The following is a 19,064-nucleotide window of genomic DNA, read 5'->3' as shown; positions in this document are numbered from 1 at the left end:
GCATGCCTCCCAGGACTACGCGGACAGCTCCTTGATCACACTGTCACGCTGGAACTCGGCGATCGAGCTCCGCACGCGACGGGTGATCGGGTCCGTGGGGTTGCCGGTCTGCGCCGCGATCATGTCGACCTCGGCGACGCGGTGCAGAAGGGGCCGGACGCGGTGCTGGGGCGCGGTCTCCAGAACCGGCCCGAGGGTGTGCTCAGCGCCGCCCATGTCGCCGCGCACGAGGTGCGCTTTCGTCTGCACGAGCCTGGTCATGCGCTCGGAGCCGAGGTTGCGCAGGTGCACGGGCGTCGCCTCGAACGCGGCCACAGCGCGGTCCGCGTAGGCCAGTGCCTCGTCCGCTTCGCCGAGAGAGAGCCGCGTGTCCGCCCAGAGCGATCCCGCACGATCCAGCGAGCAGGTGAACGGCCCTGCCAGCTCGTCATCGGCACGGGTGAGCTGGTTCGCCGCGTCCTGTGCGCGTTGCAGCGCTTCGGCCGCTGGCGCGGCGTCACCAGCGCGCGCGAGGTCGAGCGCGAGCGCACTGGAGAGGTACAGCTCGGCGGACCCGGTCGCGCTGTACTTCAACCCGTCCGCCGCGTAGTCGGCCGCAGTCAGGTAGTCGTCCTGCCAGAACGAGGCGGTGTGCTGCGTCGCCCGTACCCAGGCGCGCAACGGGTTGTAGTCAGCGCGTTCGGCGCACAGCCAGGCGGTGCGGGCGTGGTCCTCGGCGGCGTCTGGCCGACCAAGGTCAACAGACATCCACGCGAGCACCGTCAGCGACCAGCCTGCCGCCGCGTACAACTCGCGCGACATCTGCGGCGCTTGGTGCCCGGCGAGCAACGTGAAGGCCCTGTCGCGCAACGCCTTCGTTCTCGCGAACAGGGGCAGCGTCGGCATCTTGAGGTAGGAGCGGGCGATGCGCCGCACCTCGGAGTGCATCTGCTCGATCGTCAGTTCCCCGACGTTCGTGGACTCCGCCCACGCGAGGAACTCGGCGGACTCGTCGGCCGCGCTCATCAACACCTCCTTGACCGTGCTCACGCTCGCGGGAGTCGACACGATGACGGCCGGTACCGACGAGGTCTTGGGGGTCGTGGCGAAGCCGAGGTCCGCATCGGTCGCGACGCCCAGCACCGCGCGCAACGCGGCCCGGTAATGATCCGAGGGCACGCCGACCGCGCCGCGCTCGATCTTCGCGATGTAGTGCGCGTCGAGCGGGAAGCGCTGGCGGGTGGTCTCCCAGAGCCAGGCACACGCGGCTTCGGCCAGCTCGCGGCGGCTCATGCGCGCGCCGGTCACCTGGCGGGACGCGGTGGCTTCGCGGACCGCCCGGAGGAGGCTGTTCGGCTCCGGCACGGTTCCGAGCGTAACCTCCGTGACCCGGTGAGTCATGGCGCTGCATGCCCCGGCCTGCCCCGACCTGCCCCGCGTGATGCCCTGCTCGCGGCCTTGGAATCCGTCGACCCTAGAGGTATGGGCGCGATCGCGATCGTGATGCTGCTGGGGGCCGTCACCATCGGCTCGTTCTGCTGGCTCGGCCACCACGTCCGCCGCGAGACGCGGCGCCGACGTCAGGTCAACCGTGTCCGCGCGGCGCTGGCCGGCCGAACCACCTTGGCCGAGCTGCGCTCCCGATGCGGCGCGGACCCGCTGCCGAGCTTCCCGTCTCCGCGTCCGGCGACCGGTGCCCCTGACCCCGTCGCCGTGCGCGGCTCCACTCCGGTGCGTGCCGCATGACGTTGATCGTGCCGGGGTCCTCGGAGGCCGCCGCCGTTGAACTGTTCCCGCTCCTGCGACCGCTGCTCGACTTGAAGCTTGCCGCGTGGACGTTCTTGCCGTTTCGCCCGGAGGACGAGTACCTCGACGGGTTCCGCCAGTGGCCGGGCCCGTGGACCGACTCGATCAGGTTCCGCGATGAGAGCGACGTGCTCGCGATCCGCACCGACCCTGACAACAGGATCACTTGGGAGCGCTCGGATTCGCTGGCCGTGATCGTCGGCGAGCTGATGTTGTTGCCGCACCCCGGCGAACGGCTCGCGCCACGTCTGGCTAAGGGCCGGGGGCCGCGCTGACGTGACCACGCCGCAATGCGTGGAACGTTCGGTGCGGCCTGGTCAACAGGAACTCAGAAGTCGACTCCGTCGATGACCCGCTCGCCCCCAGGGGTGGGTCCCTGCACTGCGACAACGCGGTCATCACCCCCCAAGCCGATGATCATGCCTTCGGTGAGAAGGTGGACCAGGCACCGTTGAACGAGAGCCTCGTCCAAGCCGAGTTCTTCGTGCAGCACCGAAACCTCTGTCCGTGTTCCACTGCGTTTTCGCTCGACGATCAGAGTGAGCAGCTGGAATCTGATGTCCTCCTCGGTCGGTGCGACTGCCGCATGGCTAGCGTGCGGCGTCTCGACCGCAGTGGATTCCACTCGCTCTGGGACGTTGTCGTTGGTGCGTTGCCACCGTTGCCCGCTGCCATCGGTGAAGCGGAACACGATGTCGTAGCGGTTCCCCACCACGGGCCTTACCTCTCCTGCCGGAGACAGAAAGTTCACGTACCACCGCGCAAGACCCTCGGGCTTGATGACTGGCACGACGTCTGGCCTAGAGGTGATTCGGGGATTGTGGAACCACTGGTGATCTGGCTCGTCGACGGGCATGACGCTCACCAGGCAAACGTCGAACACCTTCGCGGTCGAGTGGTTTCTGGCGTCGACCCTGAGTTCTCCTCCGCCATGCCGCGTCACTCGGATCTTGCTCGCTTCCGCGACTTCTGCCGCGTCGCGCTCAGCTAGCTCGCGGGTGTCCTTCTCTCGTGAGAACTCGTTCGCCTTGCGGGCTTCAGCAGCGCTTTCCTCGGCAGCCTTCGCGCTTCGTCCAGCCTTCTCCAGGGCCCTCTGCGCGATCTCTGCCTGTTTGCGGGCGTAGTTCACGGCTATGAGCGAGATGAACGCGGCGCCCACCGAGATAGGCGCACCGACCCAAGCAGCAACGTCTCCCGCGTCCACTCAAAGCTCCTCATCTCACCGAGCTGGCTCGGTGCACTTCTGCGTTGGCGAGCAGGCTACGGGCGTGCACCGACAGTTCGAGTGCATGGTGAACACGGCGGTTGCCGGCCGAAGTGGCACAGCAAGGTCGTCGCAGCTCATATGCTTGGTGGCGGGGTTAATCAGCAGCGTCTGCATCCATTTGGACGTATGGTCTGCCGATGTCCGAGCGCGCCGAAGCCGAACGCGTCGAGGAGCTGTGTAGCACCCTCGACGAGCTGCTGATGATCTGGGACGACCGTCCGGAGAAGACGTCGGTCGGTCGCGGACGGCAGATGGAACTTCCACGCCTGGCGGTCGTGTTGGGGCTCGCGTCCCATGCCCACCGCTTGGCGCGTGCCGCCCTTCACCTGAGCAAGGCGGGCATGGTCCTGGAGGCGATGCCCCTGGTCAGGGGAACACTAGAGCACGGGCTGACCGCCCAGTGGATGTTGCACAATGACGCGGAGGCCTTGGCGGGCTTCGTCAACGCGCAGCGGCGTCAGCGTCGAGCTCTGGGGAAGGCCATGCTGGGGGTTGGCTGGGGCGAGTTAGATGAGGTCACCGAGATCATCGAGAACTCCGAGGTGATCCCGTCGACCGGTGATGCTCCCGCCAGGCACTTCGAACAGCTTTGCGACGACTTCGCACCGCTGGGCTCCAGCATGTATGTGATCTACCGTGCGCTTTCCGGTTACACCCATGCCGGACACCACATCGTGGACGCTTACCTGGTTCCCGGCGACACCATCAGCATCCGCATTGCCCCTGAGAAGCCGCTGTCCACAGCCACCTGGCTATGGACATTGTGCGCCGGGTGCATGTGGGCCTCACGGGCGGCGGACATGCTCGACCGCGACCGCCCCCACCGCCAGGCGCTCCGCCGCATCGCACGGGTCCTTCGAACGCCCGGCACGCCCGACCTCCACTCCAAGGCATGGCTGCGGAGCCGGGGTGTGACCCGGAAGGCCAAGTCGAAGAGCAGCTCCGCCTGATACAGCGAGGCCGCTTCTGACGATGATGCCGACGTGACCGATGAGCCTCCCGCCCCGCCACCCCGCCCCGTCCCGCCCGCTTCCACGAACGCGAAGCCCCGCCCTCGGATACTGCGGTGGCGAGTTCCTGTAGTCGCGGTACTGGTGTCGGTCGTCACCGTGGCCGTGCTGGTGGTGCTGTGGCGGTGGATCGACGGCCTCGCGCTCACTGACCCAGAGAAGCGGGCGACCACGCAGCTTGACGCGCTGAAGCTTGCCGCGTCGATCGTTGTCGGCGGCGGCGGGTTGTTTGCGCTCTATCTGGCCGCCCGTCGGCAACACACGCAGGAACTGGAACTGGATGCTCGGCAAGCCGAGTTGGCCCAGCGAGACCGGATACAGGCCCATGCTGAGCAAGTCGCCGAGACCAATAGGTTGCACGCCGAGCGCATTGCAGCTGATACCTACGCCGATGCCGCTGCTCGCAGGATCACGGAGCTGTACGCCAAGTCCGTCGAGCAGTTGGGCTCGGACAAGGCACCAGTCCGCCTCGGCGGCCTCTACGCGCTGGAACGCTTGGGGCAAGACAACCCTGACCGGCCCGCTCTACGGCAGACCGTCGTGGATGTTTTGTGCGCGTACTTGCGGATGCCGTTCACTCTGCCGGGTGATCGTCCTAGTGACGACGCAGATGAGCAGGTTCGCGCTAGGTACGACGAGCGGACGCAGGAGCGCGAGGTTCGGCTCACCGCCCAACGCATCCTCGCTGCTCACTTGCGGCCCGATCTTGACTTCGATCAGCAGGACATGACCTTTTGGCTTGACATCGACCTTGATCTCACCGGTGCCACCCTCATGGACTTCCGTCTCACGGGGTGCAGAGTCCGACAAGCTACGTTCGACGCGGTGTGGTTCGTAGAACACGCCAGTTTTCGGGAGGCCGTGTTCGAGGGGGACGGCATGTTCGACGGCGCGGTGTTCAGCGATGGCACCTCGTTCGACGGTGCCACGTTCCACGGGTTCGCCGGGTTCGTGAACGTTCAGTTCGACAATGTCGGGTTCTCGACGGCGAAGTTCAGCAAAGGTGCCATGTTCGGGTCTGCTGTGTTCCAACGAGATGTCAGGTTCGGCGATGTCGTGTTCGAGCAGACTGCTTGGTTCCGCGGGGCGCGCTTCGCAGGTAGCGCCCAGTTTGCGCGGGTGATCTTCGGCAAGAACGCCGACTTCGACGGCGTGCAGTTCATTGGAGATGTCGTACTTGATGAGTGTGCGGTGCGGCATCCGACACCAATCGCGTCGCGCTGGCCTGACGGTTGGCGAACGGCCGAGAAGCAAGCTGCCCCTGGGGGGCGCTCAGGCACCTGGCACCGCGTCGCACGAGTCGACTCTGTCGATACCTGACGATGCAGTGAGCCTCGGGGTGGCACTGCGGGCCGTTGCCACATATGAACATCCGCAGGACGTGATGCTCAGGACGCTGGTCGTCGTTGTGTCGACCCTTGAGACCGTGCCGGGCGGTCGGAACAAGGCTGGAAACGGACCACGCGCAACTGTTCGCAAAGGAAGACGCGGAAGCTTGGTCAAGTCGGAACGCTGCACTTTGTGCAGCTCAGCGCCGCTTAAGCGGCGGTTCGAGGTTGGAACAGGCCGTTTTCTGGGTTGGAACGGGCGTGCTGACCCGTTCCAACCCCTTTGCCGGCCGTCTAGCCGCTGATCGCGGCGCGGATCGCGTCCAAGTCGACGACCGCGACGGCGTTCGGATGGCCTTCTAGGCGCCGCTTACCCGCAGAAGGAACTCCGGCTCGACGTAGCGCCTCGCCGAGAGCCTTCACCTCCCACTCGATGCGGCCCGCCAGCTCAGCCGTCGCGACGATGCCGTACTTGTCGTCGGCGATCACATCCACGAGCAACGCGAGCACCTCCGGCAGCTCGACCATCTCCGGCACGAACCAGTTGACGACGCGGGACCGCCGTGGTCCGGTGCTGGTGGCGTGCGCATCGTGCTGGGGTCACTCGGCGGGCCGGCGGCGCATCAACGCGACCGCCGTGGCATCGTCGCGGTAGCCCTTCTCATCAACGCCAGCCCGAGCGAGGATCGTCTCCGCCAAACCCTGCGGACAACGGCGCGGGCTACGGCATGTAAATCGCGCCAATGTCCGCGCGGTGCTCACCGGAAGCTGCCGCGCCTGATCTCAGTTCCCCCGCCTGGTTCCTTGCGGGTCCGCTGCCAGGCGCTTGTTCAAGTGGCGCTGGTAGTCCTCTGCGTGGTGAAGTGCCGTCCCCGTGGCCGAAGCATCAGCCAGTCCGCTTCATTCGTCGACGTCAACAACTGACTGGATCATCGCCGACTCGCGCCTCTGGAAATCGGCTGACACGATCGTCCTACCGGGCGAATCCTGAACGACACGATCCCTGGGTCTTGCGGCGGACAGTACGGTGAACCTTTCCGTGCCTTTCTGCGGCGAATCGAAAGAGATGACATGAGTGACGGTGCCGCGTTTCCGGACGGCGAGGCTCTTCCCTTGGGCAAAAACCCGCTTATGGCCGCGCGCGAAGCGCAGCGCATGACTCGGCAGCAGCTCGTCGATGGGGTCAACACCTACATCTGCAAACGAGACGGGAACAACTCTGCTCACCTGATGACGGTCGGCCGGCTCGGCAAGCTCGAACGAGGTGAGAGCAAGGTGCCTCGTGGAGCGCTGGTCCAAGAGGCGCTGCTTCATGTGCTTGGTCGACGCAGTCACGCTGAGCTGGGATGGCCCGAACCGTGCTCTGGCGCTACCAGTGTTCGTGACCGCAGCGGGCTGGCAGCGGAGCCGCGGGCCGACCTGGACGCGATCTTGGATGAGGCGACAAGCGGGGTGGAGCAGGCCGCGTCGATCACCGAGGCCCGGACGGTGTCGTCGACCGCGCTGCACTCCTACAGGTCACGGCTGGCGAGGTTGTCCGTGGAGTTCGTGCACCGGCCAGCCGAGGAGGTGGGACCGAAGCTGCTTGCTCTGTGGAAAGACGTGTCGATGCACGTGAAGGGCGGCTTGCGCCAGCACCAGGGCCGCGAGGTGTACCTGGTTGCAGGGATGATCTGCGTAGTGCTGGCGCACCTGTGTCATGTGCGCGGCCGACCCCACGACGGTCTAGTGCACGCCGAGGCGGCGCTGCTGTGGGCACAGGATTCGGGCCATCGCGAACTGCTGGGATGGACGCTGGGCACCAAGGCGCTGCTGACCAACTCCACCGAGGGTGCCGGTGCGGCCTTGCAGCTCATCGAGGAGGCCAAGGACACCCTGCGGGGATCACCGCGGGCAGGCAGCGGCGCGGTGCGCCTGGCTTGTTACGAGGCACGCTTCAGTGCCGAGTCGGGTCAGCGCGACCGGGGTCTCGCGGCGATCCGAGCCAGCGAAGACGCAGCGGAAGCCCTGGATACGATCGGGACGTCGGATCTCGACGTCATCGGCGGCATCCTGAGTCTCGGCGAGCCGAAAAGGGCGTCGCTGTGCGCCGATCCTTATCTCAGGCTCGGCCACGCCGAGTTGGCTGAGCAGCACGCGCGAGCGGCGATTGACGGGTACCTCGCGGGTCCGCCCCGGCAGTTTTCTTACGGTGATGTGGCGTTGTCGCAGGTGACTGTGGCGTGGGCGCGGTTGTCGGCTGGTGAGCTTGACGGGGTGCTGGACGCGGTACGGCCGGTCCTGGCGCTGCCGTATCCGCAGCGCATCGCTCCCGTCCGCGACCAGCTCGATCGCCTGGCCGACGTGCTGAGTACCCGCCGCTTCCTCGGCGCCGCCGCGGCCGAGACCATCCGGACTGAGATCACAAATTTTCGGCGGCCGTCTCGGGCACCCTTGCCTATGTGACGCGCTCCGAGCCTGACAACCCGACCAAGGACCTTCTGCGCCTGGGTCCGGACCTGGCCGCTGTGCTGCGACAGGCGTGCGTGCGCGCCGGTCTCGACGACGCGGGCGCGCGGTTGATCCACCACTACGCCAACGTGGTGTGCCTGCTGCCCGCCCACCAGGTCGTGGCCCGCATCAACCGTGAGGGCCAGGACGACCGGGCGCGCACAGCGCTGCACGTCACGCGGTGGCTGACGGAAGTCCACGGCTATCCCGCGACCGCGCCGCTGCCCGCACTGGAACCGGTCGTCGTGGACGACAGCACGGTCGTGACGTTCTGGACGTACTACCCGCAACCGGCCGGCGCCGCCTCGCCGGACTCCGCGCACCTGGGGCGCCTGGTGCGCGCGCTGCATCGACTGCCCGCGCCCCCGGTTGAGCTGCCCCAGTGGCAGCCGCTGGAGTCGCTGCACGCGTTGACCGCGGGCCCGATCGGGGCGGCGGCGCTGTCGCGCGAGGACCAGCGGTGGTTGCTCAACCGCATTGACGAGGTCCAGCGCGATCTTGCCGTGCTGGACTGGCCGCTGGGATACACGGCCATCCACGGCGATGCGTGGGCGGGCAACCTGCTGTGGGACACCGCGTCCGCGGACGAGCCGGTGCTCCTGGGCGACTGGGACACCGCCTGCTTCGGCCCGCGAGAGGTGGACCTCATCCCGTCCTGGCACGCCGCGGTCCGCTACGGCCGCGGCGAACGCTGGGCGCAGGCGTTCGCACAGGCCTACGGCTACGACCTGGCCTCCTGGGACGGATTTCCGGTCCTGTTCGCAATGCGTGACCTCGTGCAGCTGGCCGGGCCGTTGCGCCGCGCCGGGCACGGCAGCGCGTTCGCGGCCGCGCTGCGGCAACGACTCGACGGCATCAAGGCCGACGACCGCGGCCAGTGGCGCGAGTTCTGACCACCCTGAACCTGGCTCAGCTACTACCCCCGCTCAGTGACCCGGCAGCGGTGTCCTGCCGCTCGGCCGCGCGCCCGGCGTCCGGACGTTGTCCGAAGGTCTGTCCGAAAGTCCGTCCGAAACGTTCGGGCGGAATTTCGGACAAAAAAACGCACATGCATTAGGTATTCCCACTGACGCTATCTCGCGCCATGATCCTTCCTGCCGCATCAGTGAGCGCATTAGCTACAACGCTCCGATGACGACAAGACTTCTTAGGCAGTGCATCGATCGGGGACCACTGAGTGGCATGAACTCATTCAGAAACCGCATCCGCGGTGCCGTGTCATGGAATTCTCGACTCGACGGATGCCGCCGCCCGTTGGGCCAAGCATGCACGAGAACGCCGACTGGTCATCTGAAGCACACGAGGGGCATTGACCGAGATGGCGGACAAGATCGCCAAAGGAAAACAGATCCTGGGTGTTGCCCGCACGGAGCTGGGCAAGGACCTTCAGGCGAAGTACGAGAAGGGCGCCAGCGTCCGCGCCCTGGCTGAGGGCCTCGGCCGCTCGTACGGCTTTGTGCACCGCATCTTGGAGGAGACCGGCGTCGTGATGCGTTCACGCGGCGAGATGTCCGGAACCAGGAACGTGGAGCGGCGGCGACCAGGCGCACGGTGACCCGCGCTTCCCAGAATCCGCGCATCGGGCGCTGATTCGCAGCCCCTGTCGCGGCGCGGTCACCAGCGTGCAGATCAGGCCGGACAGGAGCAGCACGTAGAGGCGCTTCGTGGACCTGCGGACCACTACGGCCCCGCACCGTCCCTGGCCCGATGCGGACTCGGCGAAAAAGCTTCAGCCCGCGCGGATCGAGGCCTCAGCCGGATCCCGTTCTTCGCCTCGCCGCTACGACCGCAGCGAGCTTTCACACAGGACCAGACGAGGAGGAACCGTGGTCGCGTATAGCACGTGCGGTGGTCGGTTGCCGTGGAGCAAGGGGCCCACCCTTCACGCGCTCGACCGTGACGTGCCGGTCGCAAAGCAGGTCATCCGCTACTGCTGTCCGCGAGGGCACGAGTTCGAGCGGCCCTTCGCCGCCGACGCTGATCCGCCCGTCGAGTGGGACTGCCCCCAGCATGGCTCGAGGTCGCCGCGGTTCGGCCTCGTCCTGGCGCCGCTTCCCGAGCCGCGCAAAGGAACTAGGTCCAAGACGCACAAGGACCACCTCGACGAACGCCGCACAGTTACCGAGCTACAGCAGCTCCTGGATGAAGCGCTCGCCGACCGCACGAAACCCCATGACGAGTCTCCGGTCGCCCCGGCCCCCACCAACTCACATGGCCAGATCGGCTAACTGCCATTCGCGCACACCTGCGCGATCACGAACACCGGGCTGTTGAACGGTCCGGTTGTGTTGAACCGCAAGAAGGATCGAGGTTGTAGTCACATTGAGAAGCAATATCCAACGGCTCCTCGCCGGCGCCGGCGTGGTGCTGGCTCTCGTCCTCGGGAACGCCCCGGCGGTCGTGGCGGCTCCCGCGCCGACCGAGGACGGGACCGGCGTCGTCGAGCCGTTCATCGTGGGCGGCCGTGATGCCACCGAGGCTTACACGTTCGCGGCAAGCCTGCAGAATCCGGCGGCGGACGGCTCGTTGCGGCATTTCTGCACCGGGTCGCTGATCCACCGCCGGTGGGTGGTCACGGCGTATCACTGTTCCGAGACCCGAGTCGTGCCCGGAGTGACGAAGGTGCGGATCGGCTCGGTCGACCAGACCGAGGGCGGGACCCTCGCCGGCGTCCGTCGGGTCGTGCTGCATCCGCAGTTCGACTGGAACACGCCCGGTAACGACCTCGCCCTGATCGAGCTGGACCAGGCTGTGCCACAGCAGCCGATCCTGCTCACCACCCGTCCGGCGAAGGTGGGCTCGCCCAGCCGGATCATGGGCTGGGGCGTGGTCTGCGACGCGGACTTGGTCAACGACGCGAAGTGCAAGCAGTCGCCACGTGTGCTGCAGGAACTGGATACCACGCGTGTGCCGGACAAGCAGTGCTCGTTCTTCGACAAGGTCCGCGAGCTGTGCATCAAGGCGCTCGACGGCCTGAAGAAGCAGGCGTGCTTCGGTGACTCGGGCGGTCCGCTGGCCAAGAAGGTCTTCGGGCGGTGGTTCCTGATGGGCGCCACGACCGGTGACGGTGACGACGCCGAGATGCGGCCGCACGTGTGCACCACCGCGCCGCCGACCGAGCCGGGCGGGGAGCTCAAGGCGGGGTCCGGGATCTGGCAGGACCTCTACTACACGGGCTACCGCATCTGGATCGTGAAGACGATCTTCGGCTTCAGCGCGACCGACGGTGCTGAGCTGAACGAGCAGATGCGCCAGGGCGACGCCCTTCTCGCGGCTGCGTAGAGCCGCATGAGCGCTGGGTCCGGCGTCATCTTCCCTGGGACGGCGCCGGCCCCGGTCCTGACGGCCACTCGAGCGAGTGGCATGAACACCTACACCCCCCATGTTCGAGGCACGTGAGCTGCGAGGACGGCAGAGCAGCATGACAGCTTTCATCGCCCGACCGCGTGAGATCCATCCGTCGAGTTCGCGCACTGTGCTGCTGTCCGCTGACCGGTGTCCGCGCTCGGTCGACCACAGCGGTGTCGCCTCGGTGTCGGCCACGAGGCGTTCTCACGTCAGCGCCCGTACCCGGTCGGGCGTTCACGCGGCGATCATGCACGATCTCGGCTGCCGTTCTGAGCGCTGCCGTCCTGCCTCCAAGCCTTGGACAGTCGCCCGCGCCACGCAGGCGGAGGTGCGATGACCCTCAGCGCGAAGGCACCGGTGCCGCGCGGTGCCGCCGAGCAGTTTTACCTGTCCGCGCACGACGACAGGGGAGAACGACAGCTGAACGAACGTGCGCTCGAGCTTGGATGCGCGACGGCGGTACTCGGTGAACTGGTCATTGAGGAATACCTACAGTTCTCTGAAGAGCAGGCGCTGCTTCGTGAGCGAGGACAGATGCTGCTGCGATCACCTCTGCTGAACGGGCAGCGGCCCACGATCAAGCGCTTGTTGCTGGGACGCGTCGTAGGCGCTCCGGCGGTGACGCCGGGCAGCTGGATCACGCACATCGCGCCGCAAGCTCCATTGTGGATCGCCCGCCGTCTGCTGGTGGCCGGCGTGGTCACGGAGATAACGCCGCATCGGCTGAAGTTCTGGGACAAGAAGCCGCGGTTCGTACCGAACGATCCCAACGAGCCGCACAAGCTTGGCGATCACCTCACGCTTGCGCTGCAGCGGCGCAGCGTGATGACGCTGCAGGACCTGTTCCTGGCGGGACTGCTGCAGGCGACCCAAATGCATCACGCCCGCATCACCGACATTGCCGGACTGGACCAGCGGATCACGGACTGGATCAACGGACTCACCACGTTGGTCGATCCCCGACGGGCGACGCGCGAGAGCTCGCTTCGGGTCCTGGTGTCCCACACCGAGCACCTGATCAACACCGCGCTACTCGCCCAGACCCTCTGACCTGTCCCGCTTGCCCACCGACGATCCCGGAGGACCACGCTCGTTATGCCCGCCATCGGTTCCACCGCCGGCCCCGGAACAGCCTCCGCAGCCGGCCGATCGGTCAACACCCCCTACATCGTCATGGTCATCATGTCGATGGCCACGCCGATGACGGTGTTCACCGGCATCATCGTGATCGGCTACGCCGCGACCGGCCTGACAGGCATTCCCGCCGCGTTCCTGCTGTCCGGACTGCTGATGAGCCTGTTCTACGCCGCGTACACGCGGATGGCGCCGCTGATCGGCAATCCTGGCTCGTTCTCCGGCTACATCGCCCACGGGCTCGGCCGCATCGCCGGCGTCGGCGGTGCTTTTGTGGCGCTGCTGTCCTACGGCGTCCTGCTCTGGGGCCTGTTTGGGTTCGTCGGCACCGCCGCCGGCCCGCTCGCGAAGAAGTGGCTCGGCGTGGAGGCACCCTGGTGGGTCTTCGCGCTGCTCGCGTGGGCAGCGGTGGCCTGGCTCGGGCACCGGCGCGTGCGTGACTCCGCCCGCGTCGTCGCCGTGCTTCTCGTCCTGGAACTCGGCGCCATCGTGGTCTTCAGCGTGACCAACCTGCTGCACCCTGCCGACGGCGTCATCACCACCGAGACGCTGCTGCCCGGCACCTTGTTCACGCCGGGGATGGGCGCGCTGCTGGCCTTGACGGTGATCGGCTTCGTCGGCATCGAGGCGGTGGTGGTGTTCGCCAAGGAGTGCGCCGACCCCGGCCGCACGGTGCCGCGCGCGGCACAGATCACCATCGCCGCCACCACCGTGCTCTACGCGGGCGGGTCATGGGCGCTCAGCGTCGCGGCCGGGCTCGACGGCATCGTGGATGCCGCCCGCCAGCACGGTACCGACCTGGTGTTCCAGCTCGCGCTGCCGCACCTGGGCGAGAACGCTGTCGACGTCATGAAGCTTCTGCTGATCACGAGCGTCGTGGCCGCCATGATCGGTTTCCAGGGCGCGGGCTCCCGCTACCTGCTCGCGCTGGGCAAGGAACACTCGCTGCCGCGCTGGCTGGGAACCACCTCGCCCAGGACCGGGGCTCCCGTGGCCGCCTCGCGGGTGCAGAGCGCCGTCACCCTGATGGTGATCGTCTTCTACGCCGTGCTCGACATCGACCCGGTCCAGTACCTGTTCTATTGGGCGGGCGCTGCCGGCGCGCTGGGCGTGCTGATGCTGATGACCGCCACGGCCTGGTCCACGGTGTTGTACTTCGCCCGCACCGCGCGCGACACCCCGCTGTTCTGGTGGGTGGTCGCGGGCGCGGGAGCCCTCGGTATCAGCTGGATGCTGTTTCAGGTGGGGTCGAACTTCTCCCTGGTGCTCGGTAGCGAGCCGGGCTCTCTGCCCGCCCGCATCATCCCGCTCGTGCTCTGCGCCGCCGGCGCGATCGGCGTGACGTGGGGAACGTGGCTCAGGTTCACTCGTCCCGCCGACTACCAGGCCATCGGACAGGGCGGCACCCACGAGATCGCCAAGGCCGGGCGGTGAGCGTCGTGCAGGACATCGACTACGGCATCGTGCATCTCGGCGCGAACGAAAAGCACCTGAGCTTGCTGGCCGCCGCCGTGATCGCGGCCAGGTTCCAGTCGCTCGCCACCACCGAGTGGCTCATCACCGACCGCTTCCAGCGCGGCGGGATCATGCTGAAGAACGTCGGCATGTGGGCCGAGCACGCGCTGGTCCACGGCGAAGTCCACATCGCCACCACCATGCCGCTGCCCGATGGCCGCGTCCGGAAGACAGAGGTGCCGCAGGCAGCGGCGATCTGGCTGCACTACGACGAACCCGACACCTCGCCGGTGCCGCTTCCTGACCGGTACCACGAACGCATCGCCGAAGACTGCGGTGAGTACGTCGACAACGTCGCCGAGCTGGACGAACTGTTCGACAAGCACCACCCCCTCGACCGTGGCCCCCACCAGTTCCTCGTGTTCCTGGCCTCGATGCAGGACGGATCCGGGCAAGGCACCGCCCTGCTGCGCCACCACCTCGAAGTGCTCGACCGCCGCGCGCTTGGCGCTCACCTCGTCGCTGCTGACGAACGCTCCCGCGACCTGTACGCGCGGCACGGCTTCGAGATGCTCGATCAGGTGCTGGAGCTGCCCAGCAGGCATGGCACCGGCCCGGATCACGTCATGTACCCGATGTGGCGCAACCCGCTGCCCCCGCCACCGGACGACGAAGCCGGCAACAGCCAGGCGTGACCTGAACTGCGTCACCACGCCCGCGGGCGCCGCATCATCTCTCCTGCGTCCACCCGACCCCGAGCTATGAACAGGAACAAACGCGTGACGAACCTCCATGCTGGTGCCGCCCGCACTTTGGCCATGACCGACGCAACCCTGCTCGCGGCGGAATTGACCGCCGTGGCGCTGGCCGCGGCGGTCGCCGTATCCATGGCCATCGCTCCCAGCGCGCCGGTCCTGGTGGAGTCCTCGCCGACGCACGCACGGCCCACGGTGACGCCGCTCGTGCACCAGGCGCACCTGAACCTCGATGAGCCGCACACGATCTGTTCCCCGTTGAGCTGCTGGCCCGCCGTGCCGCCTGACCTGCCAGTACCAGGCGCGGTACCTCGCTGAGCAGCGGGCCGCAGCGGCCGTTGTGCGCCGGCTCCAGTGCCCTTGCGGCGTCGGGCTGGAGCTGGCAATCACCGCCGCGCGCGCACGCGGCACCTGCGATGCCGCGCGCGCACGCGGCACCTGCGGCGGTGCCGGCTAGATAAACCCGGCGCGTAGCGAAGCCCGTCACGCGCCCATGACCCACACTGATCGCAGGGTGGCCCGGTTCGGCGCGTCTGCCTCCCCCAGCGGCGCGCCGAACCACCTACTCGGACTCGATCCCGCGCACGTGTTCGCCGCTCCCTGGGATGCGGCGGCTCGGCCTCGCCTGGCAGACGGGTCAGGGCGAGAGCCCACAGCACTGTCGGGAAGCCGGGTTCGTGACCTCGGTGCTCAGCAGGTGCCTCCAACCCCGAACACCGAGCCTGGGGAAGGCCGGGTGGGCAACGCGTCGTGCGTGCGTTGCCCACCCGGTTCGCAGCTGGCCAGCCCACCGCGGACGCCAGACGCTCGTTCACGGCCCGCGAAGCCCGCGCCCTTCATGTCTCACAACGGGTCTCGCACCCGCCGCACATCATCACCTGATCATCGGAGAAGCAGACGACATGCCCAAGAGGATCTCCACCGTTCGAGGCCGCGAGTTCGGCGATGCAATACGAGCAGTGATCGCAGGCACCGGCAGCACCGCAGGCGAAGTCGCTGAGATCGTGGGCTGGGACAAAGGAAAGCTCTCGGACCTGGTCTGTGGCAAGGGCGGTGTCACTCAGGTCGAACTCGCCTTTCTGCTGGGCGCATGCCGAGTCGAGCAGGCTGAAGTCGCGCATCTGATGGCGCTATTCCCGATGCAAGAGCACCGCGGCTGGTGGCAGCGGCACGGCGTGTGCCAGCCCCTTCGCCTCCGTACGGCGGTCGAGAACCTGTCGCAGGCCACGACGCTGGTCAGCTGGAATCCGCACATGGTGCCGGTATTGCTGCAGACGCCCGACTACGCGCGTGAGGTACTGCAGGCGTCCGCAACGCTGCCGAACGACGAGATCGAGGACCGAGTACAAGCGCGCCTCACGATGCAGAGGGTGTTGCCGCCCAACGTGAAGCGCGCATACTTCCTTCACGAGATGGCTCTTCGAATTCTGGTCGGTGGTGCCGAGGTACACGCGCAGCAGATGCAGCGCATCACCGCCGCGGCGAACCGGCCTCACACCACCGTCAGGATCGTCCCCGCAGCACGTGGCGCGCACGCCGGCACGGCGGGGCCGTTCACTCAGCTGACCTTCGCCAAGTACGAGCCGCTGGTGTGGGTGGATACGGAGAACTCCAGCCTGTTCGACGAGGCGAAGGACGCGCTCACGGGCTACGAGAAGGTCATCCGCGCACTTGAGGACACCAGCCTGACGGAGGACGAGTCGAATGCGCTGATTTCCCAACTGGGCCAGGACACACAGGCCCGCGGTGCCCAAAGCGCCCAGACGCGGGGGCCGTCGACCAGAGCGCGCGGCGCACTCGCGTCATCCACCACACCCGCATGAGTCCGGGCGGGGACCGTGGCCCAGCACCCTCGGAGGCGGGGCCTTTGCGTCGACAGTCCGAGGCGTGTCAGCGGGCCCGCTTCTCTGGTGGCCGTCTAACTGAACGGCTCAACGACTTCATGGCCCCGTGACCTCCTGGCACGGCGGCCCCAGCGCCGTCGAGGGATAGCGCTGGTCATGCACGACAGCCAGCGCGCGGGGCAAGCGGCGCCCGCAGCGCGTCCGGCGGCCGTGTCGTGGTTGCGGCACCGCGCGGTGCGCCTGCTCACGGTGCCGCGACCACCAAGCCCCCAGGCTGATTCCAGCACAACCATCGAGGTAACGCGAAAACCCGAATGCCGTGAGCTGCACCCGCGCATCGGCAACGGCGGCACGACGGTGACGCGAGCCCGACCAGCGAGTGACGAACCACCGCGGGCTCCTCGTTCGCCGCGAACTCATCGCTGACCAGAACACGCACAGCCGAACGGACAACAGAAACCGATGGCCCGCTCCGCAGCCGTACAGCGCCTCCTCAACGAGCTCGGCGACCTCCTCCGCGAGCACAGGAAGGGGGCGAAGATCAGCGGCGTCGAGGCTGCGCGCCGCGCCGGCTTCAGCCAGTCGAAGCTATCGAAGATCGAGACCGGCCAGTTGTGGGCGAGCCTGACTGACGTGCGCCGTTTGGCCCGCGGACTTCGCATGGACCAAGACGTGACCGCGCAGGCCATTGAACTGATGCGTCGGCTGCAGGAGGCGGTTGCACCGACGGGAAGCCCGAAGGTCCCCGTTCCTCTCGCGCAGCGCGACCCGGGGGCCCAGCGTGATCTCGACGAGCTCGGCGAGATCATCCGCGAGCACAGGAACAACGCCAAGATCAGCGGCGCCGAGGTAGAGCGCCGCGCGCGCGTCAGCCAGTGGAAGCTTTCGAAGATCGAGAACGGCAGGTTGCTGCCCACCTCAGCTGACGTGCGCCGTTTGGCCAGCGAGCTCGGGATGGGCGCAGGCGCGACCAGGCGCGCCCTCGAGCTGATGCGCCGGTTGGAAGAAGCACGGCGACGACGACGCGCTGAGGAACGCAGCAGTCGTCACGCCCAATGGAGAAGACCACAGACCTAATGCCGACCGTGGTCGTCAGCCTCGTCTGGTCTCACGTGCGTCGATTCGTCGCGTCGTTTCCCGGCGCGGTCGATGAGCGGGTACAGCCATCAACTTCAAAAACATCTGGAAATCCACGATGACTAGGTTCACCGCCGCCTGCGTGACTGACCCGGTTCTTGCCGACCTGGCCGTCACCTACGGAGAAGAGATCGAGGTCGCCCGGCGCGATGTGATCTTCACGCAAGGTGACCAGGACAACCAGTTCTACATCATCCGGTCCGGCAAGGTGAAGACCTGCCTGAACGCCGGGCGCGACGGAGAACAACTGCTGGAGATCCACGGGCCCGCCGAGATGTTCGGTGAGCTGTCAATGTTCGATTCGCGCCCACGGACATCGACAGCGATCGCGGTGACCGACGTACGTGCCATCGGCATCGGCCTGGCCACGGCGCGTGAGTGGATCAACGAGCGGCCACACCTCGCCGAATACATGCTGCGTTCGCTTGCCCGGCAGGTTCGCCGCACGAACGACAATCGAGCCGACCTGATCTTCAACGACGTGCCCGGTCGGGTGGCCCGGGCCTTGTTGCAGCTCGCAGCGCGGTTCGGGCATATGGAAGGTGGGACGCTGCGGCTCGTGCACGACCTGACCCAGACGGAGCTCGCGCAGTACATCGGCGCCACTCGCGAGACGGTGCAGAGGGCCCTGTCCGGCTTTGCCCGGCGCGGCTGGCTGCAAGTCGAAGGCAGAAGCGTGCTGATTTTCGATCTTGACCAGCTGCTACGGCGCGCCCGCTAGCCGCCCGAATCATCGCGGCCGTATCTGGCACCGGCAGCGAGAGGGAGCAGGAGAAAGCCGTCGAAATAGCCGAACTGAAGGCCTAGTCAACCTCGATATGCCGCTGATCACTAACGGGCCGTCACCGACATTCATCGCCCGCTCGGGAGTAATTCCAAGTCAACGCCTTTCGCGGGAACGGCCACCAGAGCGATCGTCCGGTCCGGTTGCGGTAATACTGCACGGCCCTGGCATTAACTGCGAACCGTCCACGTCACAGATGCCTAGAGACGGAGCCGACACGCGCTGCCCAGTGACTTGGACCGAACTGGGAAAGGGGAACGTGAGCGATGCCGCGACCTGGCTGAGCAACAGGACGGCGTCGCGCAGACCTCCCGAGTCAGAGAGTTGAGACTCTGGGACGCCGCGATGTACGGCACCCCAGACCGGCGTAGGGGAGCCAGTATGGATCAGCGGCAGTGGTGTGGGGTTTGCCAGGACGCCACATCTCCCATGCCTGCAGGTGATGTCTGGGTCTGCGGCGTCTGCGGCCATGGTCCGAGGCGAGTCTCTCGACGCACACCCAAGGCGGCAGGCGCCAGGAGCAGCTCCCTTTCTCCTAACGGCTCGAATCGACCACATCGACCTGACCGCGACGCATGACGGCCGTAGACACCGATCGCCACGCGTCCCAGCCGAGGTGAGGGAGTTGCCAGTGTCGCTGAAGTCGATGGTCGCTGTCTGGAGCAGGTGCGCTGGCGGGTCGGAAGACGAACTGTGGCGGGCTGAAGGTCGCGTGGCTGGGCCAGCG

At 67.1% G+C, this 19,064-nt stretch carries 19 protein-coding genes; 16 read left to right on the top strand and 3 right to left on the bottom strand.

Going from position 1 to position 19,064, the window contains the following annotated elements:
- Positions 1-15 precede the first annotated feature (15 nt).
- Entirely contained in the window at positions 16-1,344 is a 1,329-nt protein-coding gene (locus tag DFR72_RS05655) for an NsdA family TPR-like regulatory protein (protein WP_090063708.1), read from the bottom strand.
- A 117-nt stretch (positions 1,345-1,461) separates the two neighbouring features.
- On the opposite strand from DFR72_RS05655, the gene DFR72_RS05650 reads away from it, so the two are divergent.
- Complete coding sequence (locus DFR72_RS05650) at positions 1,462-1,725, top strand: hypothetical protein (protein WP_090063709.1); 264 nt, start codon at positions 1,462-1,464, stop codon at positions 1,723-1,725.
- Positions 1,722-2,060, top strand: a complete 339-nt coding sequence (locus DFR72_RS05645) for a hypothetical protein (RefSeq protein WP_090063710.1) — start codon at positions 1,722-1,724, stop codon at positions 2,058-2,060. The genes DFR72_RS05650 and DFR72_RS05645 overlap by 4 nt, the downstream gene beginning before the upstream one ends.
- 53 nt (positions 2,061-2,113) lie before the next feature.
- Here the strand turns inward: DFR72_RS05645 and DFR72_RS05640 are convergent, their stop codons facing one another.
- The gene (locus DFR72_RS05640; protein WP_090063711.1) at positions 2,114-2,989 is read right to left on the bottom strand and encodes a hypothetical protein; all 876 of its coding nucleotides are present in this window, start codon (positions 2,987-2,989) and stop codon (positions 2,114-2,116) included.
- Between the two features lie 200 nt (positions 2,990-3,189).
- Between DFR72_RS05640 and DFR72_RS05635 the strand changes: the two genes are divergently transcribed.
- Both DFR72_RS05635 and DFR72_RS05630 read left to right on the top strand, forming a co-directional pair.
- Positions 3,190-4,002: a DUF5677 domain-containing protein gene (locus tag DFR72_RS05635; protein ID WP_090063712.1), complete on the top strand. Its 813-nt coding sequence runs from the start codon at positions 3,190-3,192 to the stop codon at positions 4,000-4,002.
- A gap of 144 nt (positions 4,003-4,146) precedes the next feature.
- The gene (locus tag DFR72_RS05630; protein WP_090063713.1) at positions 4,147-5,382 is read left to right on the top strand and encodes a pentapeptide repeat-containing protein; all 1,236 of its coding nucleotides are present in this window, start codon (positions 4,147-4,149) and stop codon (positions 5,380-5,382) included.
- 302 nt (positions 5,383-5,684) lie between these two features.
- On the opposite strand, the gene DFR72_RS05625 is transcribed toward DFR72_RS05630, so the two are convergent.
- Positions 5,685-5,918 (bottom strand): hypothetical protein, encoded by a 234-nt coding sequence (locus DFR72_RS05625; protein WP_143086630.1) that lies wholly within the window; start codon positions 5,916-5,918, stop codon positions 5,685-5,687.
- A gap of 543 nt (positions 5,919-6,461) precedes the next feature.
- Between DFR72_RS05625 and DFR72_RS05615 the strand changes: the two genes are divergently transcribed.
- From DFR72_RS05615 to DFR72_RS05560, 12 genes are all read left to right on the top strand, one after another.
- Positions 6,462-7,835 (top strand): NsdA family TPR-like regulatory protein, encoded by a 1,374-nt coding sequence (locus DFR72_RS05615; protein WP_143086631.1) that lies wholly within the window; start codon positions 6,462-6,464, stop codon positions 7,833-7,835.
- Entirely contained in the window at positions 7,832-8,773 is a 942-nt protein-coding gene (locus DFR72_RS05610; RefSeq protein WP_090063717.1) for a phosphotransferase family protein, read from the top strand. The genes DFR72_RS05615 and DFR72_RS05610 overlap by 4 nt, the downstream gene beginning before the upstream one ends.
- Before the next feature lie 425 nt (positions 8,774-9,198).
- Positions 9,199-9,435 carry a helix-turn-helix domain-containing protein gene (locus DFR72_RS05605; RefSeq protein WP_090064475.1) on the top strand — a complete coding sequence of 79 codons (237 nt, stop codon included), beginning with the start codon at positions 9,199-9,201 and terminating at the stop codon, positions 9,433-9,435.
- A 271-nt stretch (positions 9,436-9,706) separates the two neighbouring features.
- Entirely contained in the window at positions 9,707-10,108 is a 402-nt protein-coding gene (locus tag DFR72_RS05600; protein ID WP_170176131.1) for an RNA polymerase-binding protein RbpA, read from the top strand.
- 94 nt (positions 10,109-10,202) lie between these two features.
- Entirely contained in the window at positions 10,203-11,162 is a 960-nt protein-coding gene (locus tag DFR72_RS05595) for a S1 family peptidase (RefSeq protein WP_114773604.1), read from the top strand.
- Between the two features lie 399 nt (positions 11,163-11,561).
- A complete protein-coding gene (locus DFR72_RS05590) occupies positions 11,562-12,278 on the top strand; it encodes a GPP34 family phosphoprotein (protein WP_090063720.1) in 717 nt (238 codons plus the stop codon).
- 45 nt (positions 12,279-12,323) lie between these two features.
- Positions 12,324-13,796, top strand: coding sequence for an APC family permease (locus tag DFR72_RS05585; protein ID WP_090063721.1), 1,473 nt, complete (start codon positions 12,324-12,326; stop codon positions 13,794-13,796).
- The gene (locus DFR72_RS05580; protein WP_090063722.1) at positions 13,793-14,512 is read left to right on the top strand and encodes a GNAT family N-acetyltransferase; all 720 of its coding nucleotides are present in this window, start codon (positions 13,793-13,795) and stop codon (positions 14,510-14,512) included. Before DFR72_RS05585 ends, DFR72_RS05580 begins: the two co-directional genes overlap by 4 nt.
- Before the next feature lie 123 nt (positions 14,513-14,635).
- Positions 14,636-14,890 (top strand): hypothetical protein, encoded by a 255-nt coding sequence (locus DFR72_RS05575; RefSeq protein ID WP_143086632.1) that lies wholly within the window; start codon positions 14,636-14,638, stop codon positions 14,888-14,890.
- 584 nt (positions 14,891-15,474) lie between these two features.
- Complete coding sequence (locus DFR72_RS05570) at positions 15,475-16,395, top strand: DUF5753 domain-containing protein (protein WP_143086633.1); 921 nt, start codon at positions 15,475-15,477, stop codon at positions 16,393-16,395.
- Between the two features lie 483 nt (positions 16,396-16,878).
- Positions 16,879-17,493: a helix-turn-helix domain-containing protein gene (locus DFR72_RS05565; RefSeq protein ID WP_090063725.1), complete on the top strand. Its 615-nt coding sequence runs from the start codon at positions 16,879-16,881 to the stop codon at positions 17,491-17,493.
- Positions 17,494-17,611: 118 nt separating this feature from the next.
- Entirely contained in the window at positions 17,612-18,274 is a 663-nt protein-coding gene (locus tag DFR72_RS05560) for a Crp/Fnr family transcriptional regulator (RefSeq protein WP_090063726.1), read from the top strand.
- Positions 18,275-19,064: the final 790 nt, after the last annotated feature.

This window comes from Lentzea flaviverrucosa (assembly GCF_003350445.1).
Classification (GTDB): Bacteria; Actinomycetota; Actinomycetes; order Mycobacteriales; family Pseudonocardiaceae; genus Lentzea; species Lentzea californiensis.
This window is presented reverse-complemented; position numbering and strand designations above follow the sequence as displayed.